We start from the raw sequence: 14,537 nt of genomic DNA, 5'->3' as shown, positions 1-14,537 counted from the left end.
GTAGCGTACGTTCAGAAACATGACGAAGGCGATCACGGTGGCCGGACTGCACAAGTCCTTCGGCCGGACACACGCGCTGGACGAGCTCGACCTCACCGTCGAGACCGGCGAGGTCCACGGCTTCCTCGGGCCCAACGGCTCCGGGAAGTCCACCACCATCCGGGTGCTGCTGGGCCTGCTGCGGGCCGACTCCGGCGCCGCCCAACTGCTCGGCCGCGACCCGTGGCGCGACGCGGTGGAGCTCCACCGGAAGGTGGCGTACGTCCCGGGTGACGTCACGCTGTGGCGCAACCTCTCAGGCGGCGAGGTGATCGATCTGTACGGGCGCCTGCGCGGCGGCCTCGACCGGGCCCGGCGCGCCGACCTCGTCGACCGGTTCGAGCTCGACCCGACCAAGAAGGGGCGTACGTACTCCAAGGGCAACCGCCAGAAGGTCGCCCTCGTCGCCGCTTTCGCCTCCGATGTGGATCTGCTGATCCTGGACGAACCCACCAGCGGGCTCGACCCGCTGATGGAGGAGGTCTTCCAGGGCTGCGTGGCCGAGGAGCGTGCGCGCGGGCGGACGGTCCTGCTCTCCAGCCACATCCTCAGCGAGGTCGAGACGCTCTGCGACCGGGTCAGCATCATCCGCCAGGGACGGACGGTGGAGACGGGCTCGCTGGCGGACATGCGCCACCTGACGCGTACGAACATCAGCGCCGAGCTGGCCGGCCCGCCCAACGGACTCGCCCGGCTGCCCGGTGTCCACGACCTCGAAGTCCAGGGCCTGCGGGTCACGCTCCAGGTCGACACGGACAAGCTGGACGCCGTCCTCAAGTCGCTCACCGCGTCGGGCGTACGGACGCTGACCAGCACTCCGCCCACGCTGGAGGAGTTGTTCCTGCGCCACTACGCGACAGACACGGCAGACGCACCCGGAAACGACGAGGGCGCGGGGGTGGTGGCGCGATGACTGCCGTGACCATGACCACCCCGGCCGGCGCCCGGCGCCGGACCCGGGCCGCGACCGGGCAGCTCGCCGGCACGTGGACGCTGCTGCGGCTCGCGCTGCGGCGCGACCGGATCATGCTGCCGATCTGGGTGCTCGCCCTCGGCGGCTCCTTCTCCTCCGTCGGCGGTTCCATCGCCTCGATCTACGACACCGCCGCGCAGCGCGCCGAACTCGCCGCGTCGATGAACGGCAACAGCTCCCTCCGCGCCATGTACGGCCCGGTCTTCGACGACTCGGTCGGCGGGCTCGTGAGCTGGCGGATGGCCGCCTTCGGGGCGGTGCTGGCGGCCGTGATGAGCTTGATAGTCGTCGTACGGCACACCCGGGAGGAAGAGGAGACCGGCCGTCAGGAGATGCTCTCCTCCGCGATGGTGGGGCGCCGCGCCCCGCTGACCGCCGCCCTGCTCGCCGCCGTGATCGCCAACGCGGCACTGGCACTGGTGATGGGCGCGGGCCTGGCGGGGTCGGGCGCGGGCGGCACGGGGGCGGTGGCCCTGGCCCTGGCGGTCGCCGGGACCGGTGTGCTGTTCGCCTGCACGGCGGCGATCGCCGCCCAGTTCACCGAGAGCGCCCGGCTCGCCAAGGGGCTCACGGCGGCGGTGATCGGTGCCGCGTTCGTCCTGAAGGCGGCGGGCGACTCGGCTTCGGACGACGGCTCGTCCGTGCTGACCTGGCTCTCCCCCATCGGCTGGGCGGAGAACGTCCGGGCGTACGCGGACGAGCGCTGGTGGGTGCTGCTCGTCCTCACGGCGGCCGTGGTGGTCCAGGCCGCCCTCGCCTACGGGCTGGCCGGGCGGCGCGATGTCGGGATGAGCTTCCTGGCGACGAGACCGGGGCCCGCGCAGGGACGGATCTCCACGGCGTTCGGTCTCGCGCTGCGGCTCCAGCGCGGTGCGCTGACCGGGTGGACGCTCTCCTTCGCCGTGGTCGGTGTCGCCTTCGGCGGGCTGACCGGCGGGGCGGCCGATCTCGTCGGCGACAACGCGAAGACCAGGGAGATCTTCGAGCGGATGGGCGGACAGGCCGGGCTGACCGACGCGTTCCTCGCCGCGATGGTCTCCGTGCTCGGGATGGTCGCGGCGCTGTACATCGTCGCGTCGGTGCTGCGGCTGCACGGCGAGGAGACCGCCGGACGCGCCGAGCCGGTGCTGGCGGGCGGAGTGGGCCGGACCGGGTGGGCGGCCGGTCATCTGGTCATCGCGTTCGGCGGCGCGGCCCTGCTCATGACGGCCGGCGGCCTCGGCCTCGCCGTCGGCTACGGCCACGAACTCCCGGCCGTACTGGGTGCGTCGCTGGTGCAGCTCCCGGCGATCTGGCTGCTGGGCGGGGTGACGGTCCTGCTGTACGGGGCTTTCCCGAAGGCGGCGGTGGCGTCCTGGGGCGTCGCCGGGATCTGTCTGGCGCTGGGGTGGCTCGGGCCCGCCGTCGACATGCCGCAGGCGGTGATGGACGTGTCGCCGTTCACGCATCTGCCGAAGCTGCCGGGCGGCACGGGAATGGAGTGGGGCCCGGTGCTCGCGCTCACCGCCGTCGCGGTGGCACTGGTCGGGGCCGGGGTGGGGGCGTTGCGCAGGCGCGATGTCCTCACGTGATGGGACATGACGGGGCGTTACGGGCCGCGACGGGGTGGTGACTCGCGGGGCAGCGGAGCCCTGGGCAGGGCCTGGGAAACCCGGCGGGTGCAACCCCGCCGGGTTTCCCAGGCGTCACTGCGTTCATGGAGAACCGAAGCGAAGCCGTCCGTGGGGCCGTCGGATGCCTGGTCGTCGCCGCGGGCGCGGCGGCCGGGGTGCTCGCCTGGGCGCCGTACGGCAGGCATGGCGTCTTCGGCGGCTTCGAGGGCGAGTCGGAGTGGAACGTGCTCTGGCTCGGGCTGCCGGTCATGACGCTCGGCGGCATCGCGGCCGGGCTCGTCCTCGTCGCCCTCGCGGGGCGGAAGTGGCGGCGGGCGCTCGGGGCGGCGGTGGCGCTCGCCGCCCTCACCGGTTTCGGGGTGGCCTTCGACGTACTGGAGGGCCCGCCCCTGGCCTGCGGACCGGGGTGCTGAGCGCGGGGGGCGGCCGGACGCCCGGTCCGCGGCCCGCACCCTCGCCCCTGTCCCCGCCCGCGCCCTGGCCCCGCACTCTCGCCCCCGCTGCCGTCACAGCTCCACGCGGAGTTCCTTCAGGCCCCTGATCACATAGCCCGGGTTCCACTCCGGCTCGGCCGCCAGCCGCATCCCCGGGGCGCGGCGCAGCAGTTCACCGAAGGACGCGGCCAGTTCGACCCGGGCCAGCGGGGCGCCCAGGCAGAAGTGGATGCCCGCACCGAAGGTGATGTGCGGGTTGTCCTGCCGGGCCAGGTCCAGGGTGTCCGGGTCGGTGAAGCGGGCCGGGTCGCGGTTGGCCGAGCCGAAGAGCAGGGCCACCTCCGAGCCACGCGGAATGACCGTGCCGTCGATCTCGATGTCGTCCAGGACCCAGCGCTCGAACATCTGCAACGGGGTGTCGTACCGCATCAGCTCCTCGATGGCCGTCGGCAGCAGGCCGTGGTCGGCGCGCAGTGCGGCCAGCTGCTCGGGGTGGCGCAGCAGCGTCCACCAGCCGTTCACAGTGGTGTTGACGGTCGCCTCGTGGCCCGCGTTCAGCAGCAGCACACAGGTGGAGATCATCTCCTGTTCGCTCAGCCGCTCCCCCTCGTCGTGGGCGGCGATGAGCGCGGAGATCAGATCCGTACCGGGGTTCTTGCGCCGCTCCTCGATCAGCTCGCGCAGATACGCGGAGAAGTCGAGCGAGGCGCGGACGGCGGCGTGCGCGGTCTCCTCGGACGGGTTCAGCTCGAACATTCCGCAGATCGCCGCGGACCAGGGCCGCAGCGGGCCCCGGTCGGACTCCGGGATGCCGAGCATCTCGGCGATGACGGCCACCGGCAGCGGCTCGGCGACCGCCGTGAGCAGATCGCCGCCGCCCGCCTCGACGAACGAGTCGACCAGCTCGGCGGCCAGCCGCCGCACGGTCGGGACGAGTTGCTCGACCGTACGCGGAGTGAACGCCTTGGAGACCAGGCGCCGGATCCGGGTGTGGTCGGGGGCCTCCAGGTCGAGGAGCCCCTGTCCGTTGAGGGTGTGGAAGGGCTCGTGCTCGGCGGGCGGCGGCGTGCGGCCGAACTCCTCGTGGGTGAAGCGGTGCAGGTACGTGCGGCCCAGGCGGCGGTCGCGCAGCAGCGCGGACACATCCGCGTGGTGCGGGACGAGCCACTGGTCGGTCGGCTCGAAGCGGTGCACCCGGCCGGTGGCGCGCAGTGCGGCGTAGGCGGGGTACGGGTCGGCGACGAAGGCCGGGGACCAGGGGTCGAAGGGGGCATCGGCCGCGGAACGGGGGGACTGGTGCATAGCCGGACGCTAACCGCACCTCCGGGCCACAGACCACCCCCGGCCACGGACCGACCCCAGCCATCCCCCGGCCACGGACCGACCCGGCCGTCCCCCGGCCGCCGACCGCCCCCATCCGCCTCCCATCCACCACCCCCTCTCAGGAAGGTGTGACCAGGCGGGCCTCGTACGCGAAGACGGCCGCCTGAGTGCGGTCGCGCAGCCCCAGCTTCACCAGGATCCGACTCACATGGGTCTTGATGGTGGACTCGGCCACCACCAGATGCGAGGCGATCTCGGCGTTGGACCGGCCCTGCGCGATGAGGACGAGCACCTCCGTCTCGCGCTCGGTGAGGTCGCCGACCCGTGCCAGCGCGGGTGAGCGCGGGGCCTCCGCGAGCTTCGAGAACTCGTTGATCAGCCGCTTGGTGACGGTCGGCGCGAGCAGCGCCTCGCCCGCGGCCACCACCCGTACCCCGTCCGCGAGCTGGCGTGCGGAGGCGTCCTTGAGGAGGAAGCCGGAAGCCCCGGCGCGCAGCGCCTGGTACACGTACTCGTCGAGGTCGAAGGTGGTCAGCACCAGGACCTTGGCGTCCGCGTCGGCGGCGACGATCTCGCGGGTGGCCTCGATGCCGTTGAGTTCCGGCATCCGGATGTCCATCAGGACCACGTCGGGGCGCAGGGCCGCGACCTGTGCGATGGCCTGCCGGCCGTCGACCGCCTCGCCGACGACCTCGATCCCCGGCATGGCGTTGAGAAGTACCGAAAAGCCCTCACGGACCATCATCTGGTCGTCCACGATCAGCACCCGGATGGACGGGGACGGGGCGGTGGGAGTGCTCATGCCGCTCATGCCCGGTCCGCCTGTTCCAGGGAATCGGAACCGGCCTGTACGGGGATGAACACCGTGATCTCGTACCCGCCGTCGGTGGTCGCGTCGGCCGTCATGTCGCCGTTCAGCATCGCGACCCGCTCCCGCATCCCGGTGATCCCGTGGCCCGCGCCCGGCGAGGGCTTCACCGGACCGGTGGGCGGCCCGTTGACGACACGTACACCGAGCCCGCCCAGCACATAGCCGATCTCCACCCTGGCGGTGGCGCCCGGCGCGTGCCGCAGCGTGTTGCTGAGGGCCTCCTGGATGATCCGGTACGCCGACAGCTCGACCCCCTGCGGCAGTTCGCGCACCGCACCGGTGACGGTCTTCTCCGCCGTCAGGCCCGCCTCGCTCACGTTGGCGAGGAGCCCGTCGAGCTGGGCGAGCGTGGGCTGCGGGGCGTCCGGCGCATGGTAGTCCTCGGCGCGTACGACACCGAGGACCCGGCGCAGTTCGGTGAGGGCGGCGACGGCGTTCTCCCGGATCGTGACGAATGCCTGCTCCAGCTCGGGCGGCGGATTCTCCACCCGGTACGGGGCGGCCTCGGCCTGGATCGCGACGACCGACATGTGGTGCGCGACCACGTCGTGCAGCTCACGGGCGATGGTGGTGCGCTCCTCCAGCAGGGTGCGCCGGTCGCGCTCGACGGCGGTCACGGTCCGCTGCACCGTCACCTCGCGCTCCGCGTCACGGCGGATCTGCACCGTGGAGACCACCAGCAGGGCGAACGCCGAGGTCAGAGCCATCCCGAAGGTGGTGGTCCCGGGCCGCCAGACGAGGTTCTCCATGACCACGCCGAGCAGCACGGTCAGGCCCCACATCCAGGCCGCGGTGCGCCGCCCGGTCCTGGCCGCGACGACGATCAGCACGACCAGGTGCGTGAAGAACGTGACCGGCCCCCACGGCCACCCGCCGTTGCCGAACACCGCGGTCACCGGCGTCAGCAGCAACGACATCCAGAACGCCCCGACCGGCCTGACCAGCGTCATCGCCACACCGATGGCCGGGAACACGGCGAGCACCTCGGCGAGCGGATACTCCGCCTGGGCCACCCCCAGCAGAAAGGCGATGAGCGCGGCCAGCAACACGACCGCGTGCAGCGCCCAGGTGGCGCGCTCCTGCATCCGCTTCGGCAGCCGGCGGATCACCGGCCCGTCGGTCCCCAGCCGCGGCATCGGGCGGTAGGCGAACGCGTCGTTGAAGAGGGCCTGCCGGAGGCCGCCTATCGCCCCCGCCGCCAGCTGGAACTCCGGGCTTCTGCTCTTGGTCTCGGTCACGCTTCCACGTTAGGCGGGCGGGCCCGGCCCGGTCGTCAGCAGTGATACGGATTCCGGGCCGTCCATCGCAAGTACTACGGACTCCGCCGAGCGGCCTGCCCGGCTCTCACCAGGCGACCGGAAACGCCCCTCACCAGGCGAGCTGTGCGAGCTCCTCCGCCACCACCGCGCACGCGTCCGCCGCCGGGTCGATCAGCGGGTAGTGACCCACCTCGGGCAGCAGGGTCAGCCCCACCGTCTCGCCCGCCTTCGCCGCCGCGTCGACGAATGCCTCCGCGACCGCCTGCGGCACATCGATGTCGGTGGTGCCCTGCACCACGGTGGTGGCGATGCCGGTGGGCAGCAGCACGGCCGGGTCGGCGTGCGCGGCACGCTCCGCGAAGTCCTCCTCGCCGCCGAGGAGTTGGCCGACCGCCCCCGAGCACACGTCCAGCTCGACGGCGGTGGCGAAGTCGGCGATGGGAGCGAGGGCGACGACGCCCCGCAGCTGCGGCGGCGCGGGCAGCCGCCACGGCGACCCCTCGGGCAGTACGTGCCGGGCGGCGGCCCACAGCGCCAGCTGCCCGCCGGCCGAGTGCCCGGTGACGACTATCCGCCGGGCGTCGGCCTCCGGGAGCTCCCTGGCCAGCAGCGCCGGCAGCGCGTCCATCGCCGCGGCGACGTCGTCGAAGGTCTCCGGCCAGCGGCCCGCGACCGGTCCGGAGCCCCGCTGCTGCGGGATCTCGCCGCCGCGCCGGTACTCGACGCTGGCTACGGCGAACCCGCGCCGGGCCAGGAAGTCCGCGAACGGCGACACATGCTGCCGGTCGTACGGCGCCCGCCATGCCCCGCCGTGCAGCACGACCACGACCGGCGCCCCGGTCCGCCCGTCGCGCGGGGCGTAGAAGTCGATCAGCTGGTCGGGGTGGCTGCCGTAGGCGGCGGACGCATCGGGGGCGACCGGTGGATGCGAGAGGGCCGACTCGGTCTCGGCTGCGTCCCGATCACGCGCGGCAGAATCCGACATGCTGCTCCAACCGTCCTGTAGCTGTGCCCAACTGGCCTGACCTGCGGGGACGGTACCAGTACGGAAGGTTCCCGTCCCCGCGGAGGATCACGGCCCCGGGGATGCCCGTGGGCTTCCCCTGCTACTGCTGGGCCAGCACCTCGCCCAGCACCCGCGCCGCCCGCTCCACGTCCGCGAACCCGACGTACAGCGGCGTGAATCCGAACCGCAGCACGTCCGGCCGGCGCAGGTCACCGACGACGCCCCGGGCGATGAGTCCACCCATCACCTGTTCCGCGTCCTCGCAGCGCAGCGCGACCTGGCTGCCGCGCTCCGCGCGTGCGGGGGTGATGGAGGGGACCCGGCCCTCGGGCGCGTACCGGGCGACGCACTCCTGGAAGAAGTCCGTCAGCGCCAGGGACTTGGCCCGTACCTCGTCGATGGACACCCCGTCCCACACGTCCAGCGCTGCTTCGAGCGTAAGCATGGAGACGATGTCGGGGGTGCCGACCCGGCCCCGTACCGCGCCGTCGGCCGGGGTGTACTCAGGGGTCACGCCGAACGGGTCGGCGTGCGAGGTCCACCCCGGCAGGGGCGAGTCGAAGGCCGCTTGGTGGCGCTCGGCGATATAGATGTACGCGGGCGAACCGGGGCCGCCGTTCAGGTACTTGTACGTGCAGCCGACCGCCAGGTCCACGCCGTGTTCGTCGAGGCCGACGGGCAGGGCGCCCGCGCTGTGGCACAGGTCCCAGACGGCGATGGCGCCCGCCCCGTGCACGGCGGCGGTGAGTCCGGGCAGGTCGTGGAGCCTGCCGGTGCGGTAGTCGACATGGTTGAGCAGCACGGCCGCGGTACGGGGGCCCAGCGCGTCCGGCACCTCGGCGGGGGCGACCGGGACGATCCGGTGGCCGGTCATCCGGGCGGCGGACCGGGCGATGTACCCGTCCGTGGGAAAGGTCGTCGCGTCGACGAGGATCTCGTCGCGGCCCTCCGGCGCCAGCCGGGTCGCGGCGACGACGGCCTTGAAGACGTTCACGCTGGTGGAGTCGCCCACCACGATCTGCCCGGCGGCGGCGCCGACGAGCGGGGCGATCCGGTCACCGATCCGTTCCGGCGCGGTCCACCAGCCGCTCTCGTCCCAGGACCGGATGCGCAGCTCGCCCCACTCGCGGGTGAGGACCTCCTGCACCCGGGCGGGCACGTGAGCCGGCAGCGCGCCGAGCGAGTTGCCGTCGAGGTAGACGGTGTCGTCGAGGGCGAAGAGCTTGCGCCGGTCCGCGAGCGGGTCGGCGGCGTCGAGTGCCGCGGCCCGCGCGGCAAGGGACTCGGAGGTGGCAACGGAGTTCTCGGGCACGGCAGCGAAGGTCTCAGACATGGCTGCGCGCCGTCCACAGCTCGGGGAAGACGTTCTTCGTGGCCCGCTTCTCCAGCCAGGCGACCCCGGCGGAGCCGCCGGTACCGGTCTTCGAGCCCATGGCGCGCCGGGTGGCGACGAGATGGTCGTTGCGCCAGCGCCACACCAGCTCGCCGACGTCGGTGAGCGCCTCGCCGAGCCGGACCAGCTCGTCGTGGCGCTCGGGGTCCGCGTAGATCTCCGCCCAGACCGCCTCGACCTCGGGCGACGGTTCGTACTTCCGCGTCAGGTCCCGGCCGAGCACGGCCTTCGGTATGGCGAACCCGCGCCGGGCGAGCAGTGCCAGCGTCTCGTCGTACAGCCCCGGCTCGGCGAGCGCCTTCTCCAGCTCGGCGTGGACCCGGGGCGCGCCCCGGTGCGGCACCAGCATGGACGCGGACTTGTCGCCGAGCAGGAACTCCATCCGCCGGTACATCGCCGACTGGAAACCGGAACCCTCGCCGAGCGCGGAGCGGTAGGAGTTGAACTGGGCGGGGGTGAGCTGGGCCAGCGGCGTCCAGGAGGCGTTGAGCGCCTCCAGCTCCCGCACCGACCGCTTCAGCGCGTCGCGGGCGACATTCAGCCGGTCCTGGCGCAGGGCGTGCGCGGCGGTCTCCCACTCATGGACGATGACGGTGAACCACAGCTCCATGACCTGGGTGGTGACCAGGAAGACCATCTCGCCCGGATCGTCGGAGCGAGGGTGCTGGAGATGGGTCAGGACATCCGCCTGGACATAGTCCTCGTACGGAGTCGTACCCGCGAAGTCGAGGTGCGGGGTCTGCGCACCGGTGGCTTCGGGGTCGGGGTGGATCGTCGACATTGCTGTCTCCTCGACACAAGCTTCCGGGTAGCGGTCCGCCCCTTCCGTGAGGTGATGGAGCTCCGGTCCCCTGTCGGCATCCTAAGCGGATGCCGGGAGAACGTGCAGGCCCCGCGGACGACGATACGTCCGCGGGGCCCGGAACACCTTCTCGGAGCCCTTGGAGGGCCCGGCGACCCTAGGGCCTCTCGTTTGGATCATGCCGGGCTCGCGGGGCCTGATCCAAACGAAAGACCCTAACCCAGCGTTTCGGCGGCGGTGGGCGAGGAGTCGCGCAGGAACGTCGAGCAGCGCTCGTACTCCTCCTGCTCGCCGATCGCCCGCGCGGCCCGCGCCAGGGCGTGCAGGGCGCGCAGGAAGCCGCGGTTCGGCTCGTGCTCGAACGGCACGGGGCCGTGGCCCTTCCAGCCGGCCCTGCGCAGCGCGTCGAGGCCGCGGTGGTAGCCGGTGCGGGCGTAGGCGTACGACTCGACGACGCGGCCGGCGTCGTACGCCTCGTCGGCGAGCTGCGCCCAGGCCAGGGACGAGGTCGGGTACTTCGCGGCGACGTCGGCCGGGGCCACGCCGTTCGCCAGCAGTTCGCGCGGCTCCGGGTCGTCGGGCAGGTGGGTCGGGGGCGGGCCCCCGAGCAGGTTCTCGTGGATCGACATGGGTTCAAGTGTGCCTGGCGCCCGCCCGCCGGGGGTACCCGGGCGTCGGCGTGCGCGGTCAGCGTGCGCCCGGATTCTGCTCCTGCTCGTGCGCCGGGTTCTGCTCCTGCTCGTGCGCCGGTTCCAGGGGCGGTGCGGCGATCCCGCAGTGCACGGTGCACTCGGGCCGCGCCTGCTCCTTCTCGTCCGCCGTGGCCAGGGGTCTGCGTACGGTCGCCCAGGCGATCGCCGCCCCCAGCACGAGGAGCCCGGCACACATCGGCATGGCCCGGCGGAAGGTCGCGGCGAACTCGTCGGCGTTCCGGTAGGCCTCCGGTCCCATTCCGGCGAGCAGCGGCAGCGCGGCCACCGCGATCAGCCCGGCGGCGCGGGCGGCCGCGTTGTTGATCCCGCTGGCGAGGCCGGCCCGTGCGGTGTCCACCGAGGCCAGGACGGTCGCGGTGAGCGGTGCGACCAGGGTGACCAGTCCGACGCCGAGGACGGCGACCGCGGGCAGCACGTCGGTGAGGTAGCCGGACACGGTGTTCGACCCGGGCCCGACCCGCAGCATCAGCAGCATTCCCGCGGCGGCGACCAGTGGCCCGACCGTGAGCGGGATACGGGGCCCGATGCGCTGGCCCAGCTCGCCCGAGGCGGCCGAGAAGAGCAGCATCAGGACGGTCGACGGCAGCAGCGCCGTGCCCGCGCCGAGCGCCGAGTACCCGGCCACCACCTGGAGCTGGATCGCGGAGAGGAAGAAGTAACCGCCGAGCGCCGCGTACACGCAGAGGGTGATCACATTGACGGCGGTGAACTGCCGGGACGCGAAGACCGAGGGCGGCAGCATCGGTTCCGCCCGGGTGCGCTCCACCCGTACGAAGAGCGCCCCGAGCAGCACCCCCGCGACGGCCGCCCCGATCACCGCCCCGGACGCCCCCTGCCCCGGCGCCTCGATCAGCGCGTACGTCACCAGGGCGAGGGCGAGCGCCGCGAGCACGGCGCCCAGCACGTCGAAGCGCCCGTGGGCATGCGGGTCACGCGATTCCGGTACGTGGCGCAGCGCCACCGGCACACAGACCGCGGCGAGCGGCACATTGAGCAGGAACACCCACCGCCAGCCCGGCCCGTCGACCAGCCATCCGCCGACGAACGGCCCGATGGCGGCCCCGACCCCGCCCAGCCCCGACCACAGCCCGACCGCGCGGGCCCGGTCGTCGGGGTGGAAGCTGGCCTGGATCAGGGCCAGCGAACCGGGCGTCAGGAGCGCCCCGCCGATGCCCTGGAGGGCGCGGGCGGCGATCAGGACGGCGGCGTTCGGCGCCAGACCGCACAGCACCGACGCGGCGGCGAACCAGACGACGCCGACGACGAAGACCCGCCGCCGCCCGTACCGGTCGCCCAGGGCGCCGCCGAGGAGGATCAGCCCGGCGAGGGTCAGCATGTAGGCGGTGACGGTCCACTGGAGGTCGGCCAGGTCGGTGCCGAGGTCCTTGCCGATACGGGGCAGCGCGACGTTGATGACGGTGGAGTCCAGCATGGCCATGCTGGAGCCGAGGACGGTGGTGAGGACGACCCAGCGTCCGGCGGCGGAGGCGACGCGGATGGCGCCCGGGGTTCCCGTCTCGGCTGCGTCAGGCATACGAGCAGCATCCCCGCTCCGGACCGCGAGGGCCATCGGGCGGCGCCAGGAAACCTGCGACGCCCTACGACGCCCGCCCCGTCACCGCCCGCACGCCCCGGATCAGCGCGTCCACCCCGGCCTCCGCCTTGGCACGCGGGCACCCCACGTTCAGCCGCACGAAGCCCTCCGCGCCGTACACCCCGCCCGGCATCACCGCGACCTTCTCCCGCTCGATCAGTACCCGCTGCAACGCCTCGTCGCCGTCGACACCGGCGGGCCGCAGATCGATCCACGCCAGGTATCCGGCCTGCGGCGGCCGCCACCCCAGCTCCGGGAACGCCTCGCCCAGCCGCTTCGCGACCAGTGCCAGGTTCCCCGCGACGTACTCCCGCGCCGAGTCCAGCCACTGCGCCGACTCCCGGTACGCGGCGATGTGCGCGGTCAGCGACAGCACCGCCGGGGAGGCGAGCCCCTCGGCCGTCTCCATCCGGCGCAGGAACTCCGTCCGGTCGGCGGGATCGCCGATCAGTCCGTAGGAACCGGTCAGCGCCGGGAAGTTGAACGCCTTGGACGCGGAGGTGACCAGCGCCCAGCGCCCGTCGCCCGCGACCCGCGTCCACGGCACATGGGTGTGCCCCTCGTGCACGAAGTCCGCGTGTATCTCGTCGCTGATCACCGCGACCCCGTGCCGCGCGGCGAGCGAGGACATCGCCTCCAGCTCGGCCGTCGTCCATACCCGGCCGGTCGGATTGTGCGGGGAGCACAGGATCAGGACCTTGCTGTCGGGGCGGGCCAGCTCGCGTTCCAGCGCGGCCGGGTCCCCCACCGGCACACCCCGCAGCTCCCGCCCGAGCCCGGTGATCGCCTTGCGGAAACCGTCGTACGTGGGGGTGTGGACGACCACGCCCTCGCCCGGCGCCGTCCACATCTGCAGCAGCTGCGAGAGCTGGCTGAGCACGGAGGGCCCGTACACCAGCTGCCCGGTGTCCACCTCGGTGCCGTACCGGGTCGCGTACCAGTGGGCTATCGCCGAGCGGAAGTCGTCCTGCCGCCAGTCGGTGTAGCCGAACACCCCGTGGTCGAGGCGGGAACGGAGCGCGTCCAGCACCTCCGGGGCCGTCTCGAAGTCCATGTCGGAGATGGTGAACGGCAGCAGCCCGTCCACCCCGAACCGGTCCGCGACCCCGTCCCACTGGACGCACCAGGTGCCCCGGCGGTCGACGACGGTGTCGAAGTCATAGCGCGCACTGGAACCCACAACGACCCCTTACGTATGCATGTGTCGGAAACATGTACCTCGGACATGCCGTGGGCCCGGCACCCCACGGGGTACCGGGCCCACGGCCACACTTCGTACCGGCTGCCGCTACTTCAGCTTGGTGCCGGTGGAACGCAGGTTGGCGCAGGCCTCGGTGACGCGCTTGGCCATGCCCGCCTCGGCGGACTTGCCCCAGCTGCGCGGGTCGTAGACCTTCTTGTTGCCGACCTCGCCGTCGACCTTCAGCACACCGTCGTAGTTGCGGAACATGTGGTCCACGATCGGGCGGGTGAAGGCGTACTGGGTGTCGGTGTCGAGGTTCATCTTCACGACGCCGTTCTCCAGCGCGGTGGCGATCTCCTGCTCGGTGGAACCGGAGCCGCCATGGAAGACGAAGTCGAACGGGGACTTCTTGCCGTACTTGGCGCCGACGCCCTCCTGGAGGTCCTTCAGCAGCTCGGGGCGGAGCACGACGTTGCCCGGCTTGTAGACGCCGTGGACGTTGCCGAAGGAGGCGGCCAGCAGGTAGCGGCCCTTCTCGCCCAGGCCGAGCGCCTCGGCGGTGCGCAGCGCGTCGTCGACGGTGGTGTACAGCTCGTCGTTGATCTCGTGCGTGACACCGTCCTCCTCGCCGCCGGTCGGGGTGATCTCGACCTCAAGAATGATCTTGGCGGCGGCGGCCTTGGCCAGCAGCTCCTGGCCGATGGCCAGGTTGTCGGCCAGCGTCTCGGCCGAACCGTCCCACATGTGGCTCTGGAACAGCGGGTTCTCGCCCCGGGCGACGCGCTCGGCGGAGATGTCGAGCAGCGGACGCACGTAACCGTCCAGCTTGTCCTTGGGGCAGTGGTCGGTGTGCAGCGCGACCGTGATGTCGTACTTGGCGGCGACGATGTGCGCGAACTCGGCCAGGGCGACGGCGCCGGTGACCATGTCCTTGTTGTACTGGCCGCCCAGGAACTCCGCCCCACCGGTGGAGATCTGGACGATGCCGTCGCTCTCCGCCTCCGCGAAGCCGCGCAGTGCAGCGTGCAGGGTCTGGGTCGACGTCACATTGATGGCCGGGTAGGCGAACTTGCCTGCCTTCGCCCGGTCGAGCATCTCGGCGTAGACCTCGGGGGTTGCGATGGGCATCTGACCGCTCCTTGGGATATGCGGGTGTGCGTTGCTGGTTCCCTGACCTGGGGGCGACGTCATCGTCGCCCCTATCTTCCCAGACTCTCGTTCCGGCTCCACCCGGCCCACCACCGGGCCGGTCCGGCAGACGCTCGGCAGACATGCGGAAGGGGCGGACCGTTTCACGTGAAACAGCCCGCCCCCGGAAAAAGCCGCAGGTCAAA

The 14,537-nt window shown here is 72.4% G+C and carries 13 protein-coding genes; 3 read left to right on the top strand and 10 right to left on the bottom strand.

The window, feature by feature from the left end; all coding sequences use genetic code 11:
* Positions 1-19 precede the first annotated feature (19 nt).
* From OG842_RS21210 to OG842_RS21200, 3 genes are all read left to right on the top strand, one after another.
* Positions 20-952, top strand: coding sequence for an ABC transporter ATP-binding protein (locus tag OG842_RS21210; protein WP_328512434.1), 933 nt, complete (start codon positions 20-22; stop codon positions 950-952).
* Positions 949-2,583 carry an ABC transporter permease gene (locus OG842_RS21205; RefSeq protein WP_328512433.1) on the top strand — a complete coding sequence of 545 codons (1,635 nt, stop codon included), beginning with the start codon at positions 949-951 and terminating at the stop codon, positions 2,581-2,583. Before OG842_RS21210 ends, OG842_RS21205 begins: the two co-directional genes overlap by 4 nt.
* 125 nt (positions 2,584-2,708) lie before the next feature.
* Complete coding sequence (locus tag OG842_RS21200) at positions 2,709-3,038, top strand: hypothetical protein (RefSeq protein ID WP_266731693.1); 330 nt, start codon at positions 2,709-2,711, stop codon at positions 3,036-3,038.
* A gap of 93 nt (positions 3,039-3,131) precedes the next feature.
* Here the strand turns inward: OG842_RS21200 and OG842_RS21195 are convergent, their stop codons facing one another.
* The 10 genes from OG842_RS21195 to fbaA all read right to left on the bottom strand — a co-directional run bounded on the left by OG842_RS21195 (position 3,132) and on the right by fbaA (position 14,331).
* Entirely contained in the window at positions 3,132-4,361 is a 1,230-nt protein-coding gene (locus OG842_RS21195) for a cytochrome P450 (protein WP_266731691.1), read from the bottom strand.
* 139 nt (positions 4,362-4,500) lie between these two features.
* Positions 4,501-5,184 (bottom strand): response regulator, encoded by a 684-nt coding sequence (locus OG842_RS21190; protein WP_266731689.1) that lies wholly within the window; start codon positions 5,182-5,184, stop codon positions 4,501-4,503.
* A 5-nt stretch (positions 5,185-5,189) separates the two neighbouring features.
* Positions 5,190-6,491, bottom strand: coding sequence for a sensor histidine kinase (locus OG842_RS21185; protein WP_328512432.1), 1,302 nt, complete (start codon positions 6,489-6,491; stop codon positions 5,190-5,192).
* 130 nt (positions 6,492-6,621) lie between these two features.
* On the bottom strand, positions 6,622-7,497 hold the full coding sequence (locus OG842_RS21180) for an alpha/beta hydrolase family protein (RefSeq protein WP_266731685.1): 876 nt from the start codon (positions 7,495-7,497) through the stop codon (positions 6,622-6,624).
* Between the two features lie 121 nt (positions 7,498-7,618).
* Positions 7,619-8,851, bottom strand: a complete 1,233-nt coding sequence (kynU, locus tag OG842_RS21175) for a kynureninase (protein ID WP_266731683.1) — start codon at positions 8,849-8,851, stop codon at positions 7,619-7,621.
* Positions 8,844-9,692 (bottom strand): tryptophan 2,3-dioxygenase family protein, encoded by an 849-nt coding sequence (locus OG842_RS21170; RefSeq protein WP_266731682.1) that lies wholly within the window; start codon positions 9,690-9,692, stop codon positions 8,844-8,846. The genes kynU and OG842_RS21170 overlap by 8 nt, the downstream gene beginning before the upstream one ends.
* A gap of 236 nt (positions 9,693-9,928) precedes the next feature.
* Complete coding sequence (locus OG842_RS21165; RefSeq protein WP_328512431.1) at positions 9,929-10,342, bottom strand: DUF3151 domain-containing protein; 414 nt, start codon at positions 10,340-10,342, stop codon at positions 9,929-9,931.
* A gap of 58 nt (positions 10,343-10,400) precedes the next feature.
* The gene (locus tag OG842_RS21160) at positions 10,401-11,960 is read right to left on the bottom strand and encodes an MFS transporter (protein WP_328512430.1); all 1,560 of its coding nucleotides are present in this window, start codon (positions 11,958-11,960) and stop codon (positions 10,401-10,403) included.
* Positions 11,961-12,024: 64 nt separating this feature from the next.
* On the bottom strand, positions 12,025-13,200 hold the full coding sequence (locus OG842_RS21155; protein WP_328512429.1) for a MalY/PatB family protein: 1,176 nt from the start codon (positions 13,198-13,200) through the stop codon (positions 12,025-12,027).
* Between the two features lie 108 nt (positions 13,201-13,308).
* Positions 13,309-14,331, bottom strand: a complete 1,023-nt coding sequence (gene fbaA / locus OG842_RS21150) for a class II fructose-bisphosphate aldolase (RefSeq protein ID WP_266417350.1) — start codon at positions 14,329-14,331, stop codon at positions 13,309-13,311.
* Positions 14,332-14,537: the final 206 nt, after the last annotated feature.

Source organism: Streptomyces sp. NBC_00376 (genome assembly GCF_036077095.1).
Classification (GTDB): Bacteria; Actinomycetota; Actinomycetes; order Streptomycetales; family Streptomycetaceae; genus Streptomyces.
The sequence above is the reverse complement of the archived record's forward strand: the minus strand, read 5'-3'. Positions and strand labels throughout refer to the sequence as shown.

What these genes read in the sequence shown, in the direction of transcription:
- OG842_RS21195 (WP_266731691.1), bottom strand. Translation starts at nt 4,361, where the DNA reads ATGCACCAGTCCCCCCGTTCCGCGGCCGATGCCCCCTTCGACCCCTGG.
- OG842_RS21170 (WP_266731682.1), bottom strand. Translation starts at nt 9,692, where the DNA reads ATGTCGACGATCCACCCCGACCCCGAAGCCACCGGTGCGCAGACCCCG.
- OG842_RS21200 (WP_266731693.1), top strand. Translation starts at nt 2,709, where the DNA reads ATGGAGAACCGAAGCGAAGCCGTCCGTGGGGCCGTCGGATGCCTGGTC.
- OG842_RS21180 (WP_266731685.1), bottom strand. Translation starts at nt 7,497, where the DNA reads ATGTCGGATTCTGCCGCGCGTGATCGGGACGCAGCCGAGACCGAGTCG.
- OG842_RS21190 (WP_266731689.1), bottom strand. Translation starts at nt 5,184, where the DNA reads ATGAGCACTCCCACCGCCCCGTCCCCGTCCATCCGGGTGCTGATCGTG.
- fbaA (WP_266417350.1), bottom strand. Translation starts at nt 14,331, where the DNA reads ATGCCCATCGCAACCCCCGAGGTCTACGCCGAGATGCTCGACCGGGCG.
- OG842_RS21160 (WP_328512430.1), bottom strand. Translation starts at nt 11,960, where the DNA reads ATGCCTGACGCAGCCGAGACGGGAACCCCGGGCGCCATCCGCGTCGCC.
- OG842_RS21205 (WP_328512433.1), top strand. Translation starts at nt 949, where the DNA reads ATGACTGCCGTGACCATGACCACCCCGGCCGGCGCCCGGCGCCGGACC.
- OG842_RS21165 (WP_328512431.1), bottom strand. Translation starts at nt 10,342, where the DNA reads ATGTCGATCCACGAGAACCTGCTCGGGGGCCCGCCCCCGACCCACCTG.
- OG842_RS21210 (WP_328512434.1), top strand. Translation starts at nt 20, where the DNA reads ATGACGAAGGCGATCACGGTGGCCGGACTGCACAAGTCCTTCGGCCGG.
- kynU (WP_266731683.1), bottom strand. Translation starts at nt 8,851, where the DNA reads ATGTCTGAGACCTTCGCTGCCGTGCCCGAGAACTCCGTTGCCACCTCC.